This is a genomic window from Nocardiopsis ganjiahuensis DSM 45031, assembly GCF_000341085.1.
GTDB classification, from domain to species: Bacteria; Actinomycetota; Actinomycetes; order Streptosporangiales; family Streptosporangiaceae; genus Nocardiopsis; species Nocardiopsis ganjiahuensis.
Window position 1 is genome coordinate 218,987 of the sequence record NZ_ANBA01000008.1, and the last position, 13,812, is coordinate 232,798.

Below are 13,812 nucleotides of genomic sequence, written 5' to 3' on the forward strand. Positions count from 1 at the left end.
ACAGACACCACCCACCAGGAGGCAGTAGTTGAGCACCGTGCAGCGTGTGTCCGAGCAGGGCCCGTCGGGGCCGAACGCGCCCGGGCGGCGTCCGTCCGCGCGCCGGATCGTGGTCGTGGGCAACGGCATGGTCGGCGCCCGTTTCGTCGAGGAGGTCGCCCGCCTGGATCCCGAGGGTGAGCGCGTCCACGTCACCGTGGTGGGCGCCGAACACCAGCCCGCCTACAACAGGGTGCTGCTCTCGGGCGTGGTCGCGGGCGACTACACCCCCGATCAGATCCGCCTTCCGGTGCCCCAGACCCCCGGGGTGAGCGTGCGGCTGGGGGTGGGCGCCACCGCCCTGGACACCGCCGAACGCCGCGTGGACCTGGACGACGGAACCCACCTGGTCTACGACGAGCTGGTCCTGGCCACCGGTGCCCGCGCCGCCTTCCCGCCCATCACCGGGGTCAGCGCCCCCGACGGTGAGCCGGGGGAGGGGGTGACCGCGCTGCGCGACCTCGCCGACTGCGAACGCCTGCTCGCCCTGGCCCGGCCCGGCGCCCCCGTGGTGGTCCTGGGCGGCGGGGTCCTGGGGCTGGAGGCCGCCCGCGGGCTGGCCGGGCGCGGGGCCCGGGTCAGCGTGGTGGAGTCCTCGCCCTGGATCATGCGCCGCCAGATCGACCAGAGCGCCGCCCGGGTACTGGCCGACTGCTACGAGGACCTGGGGGTGAGCGTGCACTCCTGGCGGGTGGCCTCCCGGTGGATCCCCGGCACCGGCCTGGTGCTGGACGACGGCCGGGTGCTGCCCGGTGACGCGCTGGTGGTCACCGCCGGGGTGCGCGGCAACATCGAACTGGCCAAGGAGGCCGGGATCGAGGTCGAGCACGGGGTGCTCGTGGACGACTTCCTGGCCACCTCCGACGCCCGCGTGCACGCCATCGGTGACTGCGCCCAGCACCCCGGGGGCGGGGCCGGGCTGGTCCAGCCCGGCTGGGAGCAGGCCTCGGTGCTGGCCAGCCGGCTCACCGGGGCGGCGCCCCAGGCCCGGTACGCGGGGGCGCGCCCGCTCACCCGGCTCAAGGCCCAGGGCATCGAACTCACCGCGTTCGGCCTGGTCCAGGAGGAGGAGCTGGGCCCGCAGGTGGAGACGGTCACGGTCAGCGACCCGCACGGGCGCCGCTACGCCAAGCTCGCGGTGAGCGAGGACCGGGTGGTGGGCGCGGTCCTGCTCGGGTTCCCGCAGGCGGCGGCGTCCCTGTCCCAGCTCTACGACACCGGCGCCCCGGTGCCCGCCGACCGGCTGGCGCTGGTCCAGGGCCTGCCCACCGCCGCAGCGCAGGAGGACGCCGCCGGTGCGGCCCCGGCTCTGGTGTGCCGGTGCAACGCGGTCAGCCGCGACGACATCGAGCAGGCCTGGCTGGACGGGGCGCGCACACGCGAGAGCATCGCCGAGCGCACCCGTGCCACGACCGGTTGCGGTGGCTGTGTGCGCGACGTCAACGCCCTGCTGGCGGGGATGGGGGGCGGGCGCAGCACCGAACCGGTGGGCTGAGCGGGGTCACGGGTCCCCGTGTGGAGTGCTGCGGGGGAGCTGCCCTGAGCAGCGTTCCCGCAGCTATCCGGGACACGGGGCACCTCGGTGTCCGGGGCCGGCCACTGCCCTGGTGAACCGGGGTTTCGGTCGGCTCGCCAGACCTGTTCAGCCTGTGACCAGGGCCACGACCGAGCAGGCCAGTGCCGCCACCGAGGCCAGGGACCGCAGGTGGTTCCAGCGCACCCACACCGGCTCGAAGGCGGCGCGCGCCGCCGCCGGGTCCTTGATCCGCTCCGCCGCGCCGGCCCGCTCCAGGGCGTTGTTGCGGGGCACGTTCACGGTGAAGGTGACCACCACCGTCACCACGAGCAGCACCAGCGCGGCCCCGGCCCAGGCGGCCGAGACGTGCGCACCGGAGGCGAGGAACAGCGCCAGCGAACCCAGGGCCGCCACCGGGGCACCCACGAAGACCAGCGCGAACAGCGGATTCAGGATGGCCGTGTTGATCCCCTGCATGGCCTCGACCATCGCCTGGTCCCCGGCACGGGCCAGCCCGGGCATCACGGCCATCGAGAAGGCCAGGAACAGCCCCGCGAAGAGTCCGGTCAGCACGGCGGCCAACACCGGCACGACCCCGAACACCATCTCCGTCATGGGCACACGCCCGCCCTTCCTCGGCCGTGCCGCTCCGGGGACACGTCATGCGCCCATCGAAGCACCCCCAAGGCCCCGGCGCCATGGGCGCCGGCGCTTCCGGACCGGCGGGCCACCACCGACCCCTTGAACCGGCCGCCCGGAAACCAACCACCGACGAAGCCGATACGTAACTTTCCTCCCTCTACCGCGAAGCCCACTGTGCCTATACCGTGACCGTGTGTGCTTCCCCCCACTCGTCGGGCGCGACACGGAACGACGGCAGCTGCACGAGGCAGCGGTTCCCGGAACCATCGTCCTGCTGTCAGGGACGGCCGGAACAGGCAAGACCCGCCTGGTCCAGGAACTGCACGAGACCACCAGCAGCACCGTGCTGACCGGGTACTGCCCGCCCCGCACCGACCCCTTCCCCTACGCCCCCCTCATCGAGGCCCTGCACCGGGCCGCGATCCCGGCCGGACTCAGTCCGCTGTGCGGCGCGCTGGCCCCCCTGATGCCCGAACACGGCCACGTGCTGCCGCCACCGCCGCCCCCGGTGGAGACCGCGGCCCAAGACCACCGCACCTACCGCGCCCTCACCGAACTCCTGGGCGCCCTGGGCCCCACCGTCCTGGTGCTGGAGGACATGCAGTGGACCGACCCGGCCACCCGTGACCTGCTCACCTACCTGGTGCCCCGGCTGCCCGCCAACCTCACCCTGGTCCTGACCTACCGCCCCGAGGAACTCCCGCACGCCTTCCCCCTCGCCGCACTGGCCGCCCGCACCCCGCCCGGCACCCGGCACCACGAACTCACCCTGGGCCCACTGTCCCCCGACGACCTGCACACCCTGGCCCGGCACCTGCTCGACGAGGGGGACACCGGACGCGCCGAGACCACCGGCGCCGACGCCCGACGCCTGCACACCTGGACCGGCGGGCTTCCCCTGGCCGCGGTGGAGACCCTGCACCACCTGGCCCACCTGCCCCCCGTCCCGGGAGAGCCGGCCGTACCCGCCGAACCGCCGGTCCCCGCGCCCCTGCGCGACTGGCTCCTGGACCGGTTGCGCTCGGTGGACCGCGACACCCGCCGCCTGGTCCGCGCCGCCTGCGTCCTGGACCGGCCCGCCACCGACACCCAACTGGCCCGAGTGGCCGCCCTGCCCACCGACCGCGCCGAGAAGGCCCTGGCCCGCGCCCACCGGCGCGGCCTGCTGCACTCCCTCGGCCCGGCCGTCCTGGAACCGCGCACCCCGCTGCTGCGCCAGGCCTGCTACACCGCCCTGCCCCGCGACAAACGCCGCCGGCTCCACCGGGCCGGCCTCCGGGTCCTGGGCGAACAGACCGAGCAGCCCCACGCCCGCATGGCCCACCACGCCCGCGAGGCCGGACTCCTGGACGCCTGGACCGACCACGCCGAACACGCCGCCGACCAGGCCCTGGACCGCGGCGAGGACACCACCGCCGTCGCCCTGCTGCGCGACGCCCTGACCCGCCGCTCCCTGCCCGCGCGGCGCCGCTGCGACCTCGCACTCAAACTCGGCCGCGCCGCCCTGACCGGTATCTCCGCCGAGCACACCGTCGACCTGCTTCGCGACGTCCTGGACACCCCCGGCCTGTCCGCGGCCGAACGCGGCGAACTACGCATGGAACTGGGCCTGCTCCTGCTCAACCAGGCCTCCCGGAACCGCTCCGCGCGCGGCGAACTCGTCCGGGCCGCCGCCGAACTCTCCTCACGCCCCGCCCTGGCCGCCCGGGTCATGTGCGCCCTGGCCGTGCCCCGTTCCACCCCCGACCCGGTCTCCACCCACCGCCGCTGGATGGAGCAGGCCGTCCAGGCCGCCCGACGCAGCAAGGACCCGGCCGTGGACCGGACCGTGCGCGTCAACCAGGCCACCCTGCTCGCCCAGATCGGAGACCCGACCGCCTGGGACCTGGCCCCGCCCCGCCCCGAGGGCCCCGCCCCGCGCACCAGCCCTCAGGCCCTGGCCCGGCGCCGCGAGTTCGCCCGCGCCTCCCTCAACCTGGCCGACGCCGCCGTCATCCTGGGCCACTACGACCGGGCCGACCGCCACCTGGCCGACGTCGACGGCGCCTGCGACCCCTACATCCACGAGAGCGCCCGCGCCCTGCACCTGCTCCTGGACTGGAACCGCGGGCACTGGTCCGACCTGGCCGAGCGCGCCGAACACGACCTGCGCTCGCGCCGCCTGGCCCACCTGCACTCGGTCACCGCCGAACTCACCGTGGTGCGCGCCGCCCTGGCCCTGGCCCACGGCGACCCGGTCACCGCCCGCACCCGCCTGGACCGGATCCTGTCCGCCCCCGGCACCGGACCCGGGGCCTGCCTCCCCGGCGCGTCCGTTCCCGCGCCGGCCGAGCGCGCCCCGACCGAACCCGGACCGGCGCACCTCACCCGCTCCGGCCGCTCCGGGGCCCCCGTGCCCGCCGACGCCCTGCCCGACTACACGGTGCCCGTGCGCGCCTTCGCCGCCGGCCTGCTGGCCCGCCTGGCCCTGGCCCAGGACGACCCGGACACCGCCTGGCAGCGGGTGGAGGGCCTGGTCTCCCTGGTGGCCAGCAAGGGCATCTGGGTGTGGGCCGCCGACCTGGTCCCGGGCATGGAGGCCCTGCTGACGAGCCGAAGACGCGCCGTGGCCCAGGAACTGTGCACCCGCTTCCGCGCCGGACTGAGAGGAGCAAGCGCCCCGGCCGCCCACGCCGCCCTGGTCCGCTTCGAGGCCGCCCTGGCCCACCACCACGGCCACCACGACCGGTCCCTGCACCTGTACGGCGAGGCCGAGGCCGCCTACCGGGACATGCCCCGCCCCTACGACGCCGCCCAGGCACGCGAGGCCTCCGCCGGCCCCCACCTGGCCGCCGCCGGCAGCCGCGGCCCCGACCTGGGGGTCGCCGCGCTCCAGGCCGCACTGGAGCAGTACACCGAACTCGGCGCCACCTGGGACGCCGCACGCGTCCGCCGCCGGCTGCGCGGACTCGGCGTCAGCACACCCCCGGCCCGGGGAGGGGGCTCGGGCGACGAACGCCTCTCACCCCGGGAGAACGAGATCACCGCCCTGGCCGCACGCGGACACACCAACCGCGAGATCGCCGCCCTGCTGCACCTGTCACCGCGCACCGTGGAGACCCACGTGGCCAACGCCCTGGCCAAGCTCGGCCTGCGCTCGCGCCGCGACCTGGCCCCGCCCGCCGACCCCGCCACCGGAACCGAACCCCCTACGTGGTCCCCGCCCACGCACCGAACTACGTAGCGACTACGTATGGTCCGCCCCCGCGGGGCGACACATCATGTCTCTCGGGTGGCCACCCTTCCACCATCCCCCGTCACAGAAGGGTCCCCGCACACATGCGCAAGTTCGGTGCACTCATCGCGGCCGCGGCCTTACTGCCGATCCTGGCAGTGTCGCCCGCCGCAGCAGACCCCGACCTCCCCGCCTTCCTGGACACCACCGACCCCGCCGAGCGCACCTACATCGTCGTCTTGGACGAGGGCGCCGACCCCGACGACGTCGCCGAACGCCACGGGGACGACCCCCTGGGCGTCTACGAGCACGCCCTGACCGGCTACGCCGCGGACATGACCGCCGCCGAGGCCGCCGACCTGCTCCAGGACACCGACGTGGCCTACGTCCAGCAGGACCAGGTCTTCGAGGCATTCGACCAGGACGTGCCCGACGGCATCGCGCGGGTCTTCGCCCCCGACAACCCCAACCTCCGCATCGACGGCCAGGACAACTACGTCCCCGACGTGGCCATCGCCGTCCTGGACACCGGTGTCGACGGCTCCCACCCCGACCTGAACGTGGTGGACTCGGTCGACTGCACCAGCGGCACCTGCGTGCCCAACACCGCCACCGACGGCAACGGGCACGGCACCCACGTCGCGGGTAGCGCCGCCGCCCTCGACAACGACCTCGGTGTGGTGGGCGTGGCCCCCGGCGCCCAGGTGTGGAACGTGCAGGTGCTCAACGCCGCCGGCAGCGGCAGCCTCGCCGGCATCGCCGCGGGCGTGGACTACGTCACCGCCAACGCCGACCGGATCGGTGTGGCCAACATGAGCCTGGGCTGTGAGGGCTGCTCCGACCAGGCCCTGAGCCAGGCGCTGACCAACTCCGTCGGCGACGGGGTCGCCTACGCCGTGGCCGCGGGCAACAGCGCCCGCGACGCGGCCAACTTCTTCCCCGCCAACCACCCCGACGTGCTCACCGTCTCCTCCATGGCCGACTCCGACGGCGCCCCCGGCGGCAACGGCGGGGCCCTGAACTGCCGGGCGGACCAGGACGACACCCTGTCGACCTTCTCCAACTACGGCGCCATCGTCGACATCGCCGCTCCCGGCTCCTGCATCACCTCCACCATGCCCGGCGGCGGCTACGGCAGCATGAGCGGCACCTCCATGGCCTCCCCGCACGCCGCGGGCGGCCTGGCCCTGCTGGCCGTGGGCGAGGCCAAGCCCACCGACCGCGCCGACGTGCTGGCCGTCTACGACACCCTGACCGGTGCGGGCAACCCCGACTGGAACGACACCTCCGGCGACGGCGTCCACGAACCCCTGCTCGACGTGGGCGACCCGGCCCTCTTCCCCGCCGACGGTGAGACCACCCCGCCCGAGGGCCCGACCGCCTCGCTCTCCCACTCCTGCGACGACACCACCCTGACCTGCACCTTCGACGGATCCGGCAGCGCCGGTGAGGTCACCGGCTGGGCCTGGGAGTTCGGCGACGGCTCCGACGGCACCGGCGCCACCACCGAGCACACCTACACCTCCGAGGGCACCTACACCGTCACCCTGACCGTCACCGACGACGAGGGCCGCACCGACTCCGCCGAGGCGCAGATCTCCGTGGGAGCCCCCGACCACACCGCGCCCACCGCCGACTTCAGCGGAGCCTGCTACTCGTTCTTCTACTTCTGCGAGGTGGACGCCTCCGGCTCCAGCGCCGGGGACGCCCCCATCACCGGATACCGCTGGGACTTCGGTGACGGCGGCACCGCCAGCGGCGCCGACGCCTGGCACTTCTACCCCGGCCCGGGCACCTACACCATCACCCTGACCGTCACCGACGAGACCGGCGCCACCGGCTCGCTCAGCAAGACCGTCACCCTGTAACACCCGGCCCACCGCACATCCCCCAGCGGCCCCCGCGCCAGATCCCCCAGGCGCGGGGGCCGCACCCGCGTCCTCGGCCCCACAACGCCGGGCCCGAACAGGGCATCAGCCGATAAACTCCCCGAACCAGTCAGCCCCGCCGCGCGTCTGAGCGGCTGACACACATCCCCGGCACCCCGGCCGGAGCACGGCACCACCGCGAGGGAGTCCCCCGACCATGCCCACCCGAGCCCTTGGCCTGACCAGCGCGGTCATCGCGCTGAGCCTGGCCCTCAGCTCCTGCGGCCTCGTCCGCGACCTGACCCCCGGAGAAGGCGAAGGCGAGGAGGAGACCACCTCCGAGGAGGCGGCGCAGGAGGTCTCCGCCGAGGACGTCGAACTCCCCTTCGTCCGCCAGGGCCGCATGTTCGTCGAGGGCGGCAACGACGTCGCCGTCGAGATCACCGTGGACGCGCTCGAGCACAACGGCGAGTACCTGATGCTCGACATCAGCCGCAACATCCTCGAGCACATCACCGGCGAGGAGATCTCCTACGCGGGCGCACCCCTGCGGCTGGTCGACCCCGTCTCGGGCGAGGTCCTGCTCCCCATCGACAACAAGGAGCACGGCGAGCCCTACGGCAGCTACTTCATCGAGGGCAGCGACCTCGTCCCCATCCACGAGAACCTGCCCGCACCCATCCGCACCTACTTCCCCGCGCCCAGCGAGGACGTGGAGTTCCTGACCCTGACCGGCATGACCGCCGGCCACGTGCCCGGCATCCCCGTCAGCTACGTCGACGAGTTCACCCAGCTGCCCGAACCCGACGTGCACGACTACATCGACCCCGAGACCTGGGTGATCAACGGGGAACTGCCCGAAGACGAGATCGTCTACCCCGAGACCCCGCCCGAGCCGGGCCTGGACACCACCGAGTTCGTGCAGTCCATGGAGAGCTTCGTGGACGGCTCCACCGCCTCCACCACACGCGCGGGCGACCAGGAGACCATCGCCCTGCACGCGGACAACATGTTCGAGTTCGACGAGGCCGAACCCACCGACGACGCCGTGGACACCATCCACGAGGCCGCGCAGTCCCTGCGCGAGAACCTCGGCGAGGGTGTGGAGATCACGATCGTCGGCCACACCGACGGCAAGGGCACCGTCGACTACAACCAGACCCTGTCCGAGGAACGCGCCGAGGCCGTGCGCGAACTGCTGGAGGAGGAGCTGGGCTCGGGCTTCACCCTGACCACCGAGGGCCGCGGCAGCGAGGAACTGCTCGCCGAGGAGGGCGGGGACGACGACGAGGAGGCCCGCGCCCGCAACCGCCGCGTGGAGTTCACCTACCAGGTCCCCATGTCCGACACCGGCTCCGAGGAGGGCGACTCGGGCCTGGACGCCGCCAAGCGCCACGTCGGCCCCCCGGCGCCCTACTTCGAGGAACTGGACCTGTTCGCCACGGTCACCCACAACGACCTGGACCTGAACGTCTACCCGCTGGTGCGCGACGGCGCCTACCTGTTCCAGATGGTGGGGTTCCAGAACTCCACCCTGTCCGACCTGGAAGCCGACCTCGAGGGCGATGAGGCCTCCCTGCCCGGCAGCCCCCAGCAGTACACCGAGGGCACCATGGGCGGCTTCCGCCTGGCCGAGCCCGACAGCGGCATCATCCGCTACGTGATCCGCATCCGCACCGGTGAGGGCGAGTACGAGGACTTCGCCGACGAGATCCTCACCCTCTCCCCGGGCGAGGAGTACCTGGCCCTGTCGGTCTTCCCCGCCCCCGCACCCGAGGTCGAGGAGATGACCCTGTACGCGGGCGCCTTCGGTGAGATCACCGGGGTCCCGGTCCAGCAGTAGCCCCAGACCTGCGGGGCGGGCTGCGGCCGCACCCAGGACCACCGGCGCGCCACGGTGCCCCGCCTCCCGAGAATCCCCAGGGGGAGCGGGGCACCGCCGTTTCCGGGCCCTCACGGCCCTGAACAGCGGGATCGGCCTTCGCGGCCGCACTGCCGGGCCCGGGCACCCACAGCCGGGCCGTCGGGTCAGCGGCGCCGGGACAGGACCGGCGGGGCCGCCACCGGCCAGGCCTCCGGCAGTCCGCGCCCGCACGCACCGCACTCGGCGCGCCGGCGCACCGCGTAGGCGGCGGTGGCCGCCGTCAGGGCCGCGGCCCACAGGGGCATCGAGCCGAAGGCCACCAGGTGCGTCACCATCTCGGGTTCGATCCCGCCCCCGTGCCAGGTCTGCACCACGATGCTGCGCCCCATCCCCACCAGGGCCGTCGCCACCAGCATCGCGGGCACCACCGCCAACAGAACCGGGACCCGGCGCCCGGCCAGACCCACCATCCAGCGGGGGAAGCGCACACCCCACCCCTGGACCAGGCCGAGCATGAGCACGGCGCCCAGGATCCCGGCCGAGCCCAGACCCACACCGATCATGAGCGTGCCCGACTCCGCCTGGATCCGCTGGAAGGCCTCCGCGTCCATGCCCATCGAGAACCCGAACAGCCACGGGATGCGCAGCGCCGGGTAGAACAGGGCCAAGGCGATGGCACAGGCCACCGCGATCCGGCCCGTGCGCAGCGCCCGCCCCCGCACCTCGCGTTCGGCCTCGGGGGTCCAGCCCTCGGCGCGCCCGCACCGCACGCACGCCTGGAGGCGGTGTCGGCGGTGGACCACCAGGACCCACGCCCAGATGCCCGTACCCAGCACGAAGAACAGCACCTGCGACACGGCGGCGGAGAAGGTGTAGGTGACGTAGGCGGCCCCCATGGCCGGTTCGAACCACACCAGCACCGGTGTGATCAGGCCGTAGCCCAACCACACCAGCAGCGTGGAATCGATGTAGGTCACCAGCAGCGCCCCGATCAGCGCCCAGACCGGCACCTCCAGAGCGCGCGGCAGGACACCGCGCGGCAGGAGCAGGGCCAGCCCCACCCCGAGCGCGCCCATCACGGCGGTGGCCGCCACGGCCGCGCCCAGGTTCTCGGTGGTGAGCAGTCCGCCGAAGGAGCCCGACTCGGACAGCCCGGGGGGCACCACTCCGGCCAGCCATCCCAAGGCCAGGCCCAGGGCCGCGGCCGACCAGGCCAGAGCGGCCCAGTAGGGGGTACGTGACGCGAACGTGTGGCGGGCCTCGCCAGAGCGCGTCTGCTCTGGCCGGGCGCTGAGTGGGACGGACATGACCGGCTCCTTCGTGGGTGGTACTGACCTTCACCCCCACCCTGCTCCGGCTTCCAGGCAGGCACCTCCCCAACAGGGGTGGTTCCACCTCCCCCGCACGGGGGATCGCGGTCCGGGCCCGGGCACACGAGCAGGGGCCGGCGCCCGCTCACGGCGGACCGGCCCCTGTCGATCACCCGGGTGCGCGAACCAGGTCAGACCTTCTGGGCGTAGGCCTTCTCCAGCGCGGAGGTGAAGACCTCCAGCGGCTGGGCGCCCGAGATCCCGAAGGCGCGGTCCATCACGAAGAAGGGCACACCGGTGGCGCCCAGCTGCTGGGCGGCGCGGATGTCGCCTTCGACCTCGGCGGTGTAGGTGTCACCGGTCAGGACGGTGCGGGCCTGTCCGGCGTCCAGCCCGATCTCCTGGGCCAGCTCCACCAGGGTGTCCACGTCGTCCAGGACGCGGGCCTCCACCAGCTGGGCGCGCATCAGCCTCTCGTGGGCCCGATCACCCAGTCCCTTGTCCTTGGCCAGGTGGGTGAGCCGGTGGGCGTCGAAGGTGTTGACCATGACGCCGTTCTCGAAGTCGTAGTGCAGGCCCTCCTGCGCCGCGACCTGCTTGACCTGGTCGGTCATGCCTCTGACCTGGTCAGCGGTGGCGTTCATCTTCTTGGCCAGGGACTCGTAGACCGGCTCTCGCACCCCCTTGGGGAAGGTGGGGTCGAGCTGGAAGCTGCGCCAGACGAGCTCGACCTCGTCCGCGTGCTCGAAGCCCGCCAGCGCCTTCTCCAGACGCCGCTTGCCGATGTAGCACCACGGGCACACGATGTCGGACCACACTTCAACCTGCACGGTCGATCCCCTCAGAAGCAGATTCCGTCCGAGCACGCGGGCGCGTCCTCGGTTCCCAACGTCACCAGTCCCCGGAACACGGGCAGGGGCTGTTCGTCCCCGCCCGGCTCCGGCGCGGGCACCGGTTCCGGTGCCCTGTCCGGGTCCGCCTCGCTCGCCCTCATCACTGCTCCTCACACCAACACACACATATTGTGCGTAACCCTATTATCAGTGAGTATGCAGGCAGGACAGTCCGCTCACAAGGAGGAACTTTCATGTCCGCAACGAACACCGGTGTTCCCCCGACCGAGCGCGACCCCTCCGGCCACCCCGAGGACTGCCCCGTCCGCGAGGTCCTGGACCGGGTCGGGGACAAGTGGAGCGTGCTCATCATCGTCATGCTCGGCCGGCGCACGCACCGCTACAGCGAGCTGGACCGCGCCATCGAGGGCATCAGCCAGCGCATGCTCACCCTGACCCTGCGCGCCCTGGTCCGCGACGGCCTGGTCGAACGCACCGTGCACGCGAGCGTGCCCCCGCGCGTGGACTACGCACTGACCGAACTCGGGCGCACCCTGCTCGAACCGCTCACCGCCCTGGACCACTGGGCCAACCGGCACCGCGACGACATCCGCGCCGCCCGCGAGCGCCACGACCGCCAGCAGGGCTGACCCCGCCCCGCGCACGGGCGGGCCCCCGGTAGAACACCGCAGGCCCGCGAAATGCTCCCGCCCCTCACCGGGCCGGGCCCGGCGGCGCCGCGGCTCGGTTGGGCAGCGCGCCACCGCGAGCGGGGCCGCAGGGACGAAACCGCGTGGCCGAAGGCCGCTCAGCCCTGGGGGCGGTGCCGCTTCGCCGCCCGGTCCCGGGCCAGCCCCAACAGCTCACGCATCCGCTCGGAGGTGGCCGGCCCCGGGTTGAGCACCGCCACCCACCCCTGCGCGGCATAGGCCGGGTGCGGCAGGAACCGGTCCAGCTCCGTGAAGTCGAACCCGTCGCGGTGCTCGGCGTGCGCGGCGGGGGAGTGGCCGACCACCTCCTCGAACAGCGCGCGCCCCACCGCGATGTTGACCCGGAACACCCCGGGCCGGTCCAGGTGCGAGTCGCCGTCGAAGCCCGGGTAGTCCTTGGTCACCAGGGTCGCGAACGGGGTGAAGCCGCTGCGCTCGCGCGCCCGCCCGTCGGGGTCGTACAGGAAGAAGGAGTCGCCCCAGGCGGCCTCGGGCGCCCCGCTCTCCGCGCTCGCGGTCATCACGTCCACCTCACCCAGCCCGGCCACGAACCGGATGATCTCGTCCTCGGTCATCACGCCCCCTCGAAGGTCTCGGGTGCCCTGACCGGCCACCCCTCCTTCAAGTGTGTCATTGAAGTGCTTTTTGAGGCTTTCCCAGCTCTTTGTCCATCAGAACAGCTGATGCCGGAACGCAACCCTCAAATCCGCCCTGAGCCCACGCCTGCCTCCTCAGGGTTCCCGACCCGCTCGCCCTTCGGCCTCGGGAGCACCGGGGCCACCGCCGCGCGCACCGCCCCCTCAGGACAGCACCGACCCCTCGGCCACCACCCCGGTCCCCGCCGGTCCCGGCCCCCGCCGAGACCGGCCCGCACCGCCCGGGCGGCACCCGCCTCCCGGGGTCACAAGGTTGGACAACACGCCTCCAAGGCTGCGCCAAGAATGCGTGTCATCACCGGTGGCGCGTGCGACACTCACCGCATGGCCGCACCGCACCCGGGCCCCTACGGGCCACCGCCGCCCCACGTGGACCCCGGGGAACTGCGCCCCTCCCGCGCCTGGCTCTGGGTGGGCGGCGCGCTCATCCCGCTGTCACTGATCGCGGGCGCGGTCCTGTTCGTCGTCATGCTCGTCCAGGCCGTGGCCCTGCCCGAGTTCGCCGCACGCACCCAGGGCTCCCAGAGCGCGACCTTCACCGTCGACGACCAGGAGCACACCGAGCAGGGGTGGCTGCTGTACGGCTCACCCGCCGGTGTGGACCACACCGCGTGCGCCCTGACCGGACCCGGCGGCGAGCGCCCCGCCTTCAACTACCCCACCTTCAACCACGAGGTGGAGGGCTCGGACGGCTCCTGGGCGATGATCGGCATGACCCGCCTGTCCGACCCGGGCGAGTACACCCTGACCTGCAGGGCCCCCGAGAACGTCCGCTTCGGGCTGGCCTACGGGGGCGACACCACCGGCACCCTCATGACGGGGCTGCTCGGAGCACTGGGCTCGCTGCTGCTCCTCCCGTTCCTGGGGGTGGTGGGCGGCGTCCTGCTGATCATCGTCACCGTCGTGCGCCGGGGCCGCCACCGCCAACAGCTCATCAACGAACGCACGCCCCACGGCCCACGTCAGGGCCCCTATCCCGGCCCGCCCCAGGACCCGCGACGTCCCCAGGGTTTCCAGGGACCCGCGGGCCCCCAGGGGTTCGGGGGACACCAGGGGCCACCAGGTCCACAGGGAGCACCGCCTCCCCACCAGGGCGGGGCTCGCGGCCCACAGGACCACCCGCACGGGCCCGACCCCTCCGGGCCGCAACAGCACTGACC

General features: G+C 73.3%; 11 protein-coding genes. 6 read left to right on the forward strand and 5 right to left on the reverse strand.

Annotation, left to right across the window (positions count from 1 at the left end; all coding sequences use genetic code 11):
- Nucleotides 1-37: 37 nt before the first annotated feature.
- Nucleotides 38-1,534, forward strand: coding sequence for an FAD-dependent oxidoreductase (locus D458_RS0109670; protein ID WP_394296580.1), 1,497 nt, complete (start codon nt 38-40; stop codon nt 1,532-1,534).
- Between the two features lie 147 nt (nt 1,535-1,681).
- Here D458_RS0109670 and D458_RS0109675 read toward each other — a convergent pair whose 3' ends face one another.
- Nucleotides 1,682-2,170 (reverse strand): anthrone oxygenase family protein, encoded by a 489-nt coding sequence (locus tag D458_RS0109675; RefSeq protein WP_017586538.1) that lies wholly within the window; start codon nt 2,168-2,170, stop codon nt 1,682-1,684.
- 220 nt (nt 2,171-2,390) lie between these two features.
- Here D458_RS0109675 and D458_RS37910 point away from each other — a divergent pair, with 220 nt between their 5' ends.
- From D458_RS37910 to D458_RS0109690, 3 genes are all read left to right on the forward strand, one after another.
- Nucleotides 2,391-5,420: an AAA family ATPase gene (locus tag D458_RS37910; protein ID WP_017586539.1), complete on the forward strand. Its 3,030-nt coding sequence runs from the start codon at nt 2,391-2,393 to the stop codon at nt 5,418-5,420.
- 95 nt (nt 5,421-5,515) lie between these two features.
- Nucleotides 5,516-7,279, forward strand: coding sequence for a S8 family serine peptidase (locus tag D458_RS37915; RefSeq protein ID WP_017586540.1), 1,764 nt, complete (start codon nt 5,516-5,518; stop codon nt 7,277-7,279).
- Nucleotides 7,280-7,496: 217 nt separating this feature from the next.
- On the forward strand, nt 7,497-9,122 hold the full coding sequence (locus tag D458_RS0109690) for an OmpA family protein (RefSeq protein WP_017586541.1): 1,626 nt from the start codon (nt 7,497-7,499) through the stop codon (nt 9,120-9,122).
- Nucleotides 9,123-9,307: 185 nt separating this feature from the next.
- Here D458_RS0109690 and D458_RS0109695 read toward each other — a convergent pair whose 3' ends face one another.
- The 3 genes from D458_RS0109695 to D458_RS36930 form a co-directional block, all read right to left on the reverse strand.
- Entirely contained in the window at nt 9,308-10,450 is a 1,143-nt protein-coding gene (locus tag D458_RS0109695) for a hypothetical protein (protein WP_017586542.1), read from the reverse strand.
- 194 nt (nt 10,451-10,644) lie between these two features.
- A complete protein-coding gene (locus D458_RS0109700) occupies nt 10,645-11,283 on the reverse strand; it encodes a DsbA family oxidoreductase (RefSeq protein ID WP_026119156.1) in 639 nt (212 codons plus the stop codon).
- Between the two features lie 11 nt (nt 11,284-11,294).
- Complete coding sequence (locus tag D458_RS36930; RefSeq protein ID WP_017586544.1) at nt 11,295-11,447, reverse strand: hypothetical protein; 153 nt, start codon at nt 11,445-11,447, stop codon at nt 11,295-11,297.
- A 93-nt stretch (nt 11,448-11,540) separates the two neighbouring features.
- Between D458_RS36930 and D458_RS0109710 the strand changes: the two genes are divergently transcribed.
- A complete protein-coding gene (locus D458_RS0109710) occupies nt 11,541-11,936 on the forward strand; it encodes a winged helix-turn-helix transcriptional regulator (RefSeq protein WP_017586545.1) in 396 nt (131 codons plus the stop codon).
- 158 nt (nt 11,937-12,094) lie between these two features.
- Here the strand turns inward: D458_RS0109710 and D458_RS0109715 are convergent, their stop codons facing one another.
- On the reverse strand, nt 12,095-12,571 hold the full coding sequence (locus D458_RS0109715; protein WP_017586546.1) for a DUF6194 family protein: 477 nt from the start codon (nt 12,569-12,571) through the stop codon (nt 12,095-12,097).
- A gap of 405 nt (nt 12,572-12,976) precedes the next feature.
- Between D458_RS0109715 and D458_RS34810 the strand changes: the two genes are divergently transcribed.
- Complete coding sequence (locus tag D458_RS34810; RefSeq protein ID WP_152521097.1) at nt 12,977-13,810, forward strand: hypothetical protein; 834 nt, start codon at nt 12,977-12,979, stop codon at nt 13,808-13,810.
- The last annotated feature ends 2 nt before the right edge of the window (nt 13,811-13,812 follow it).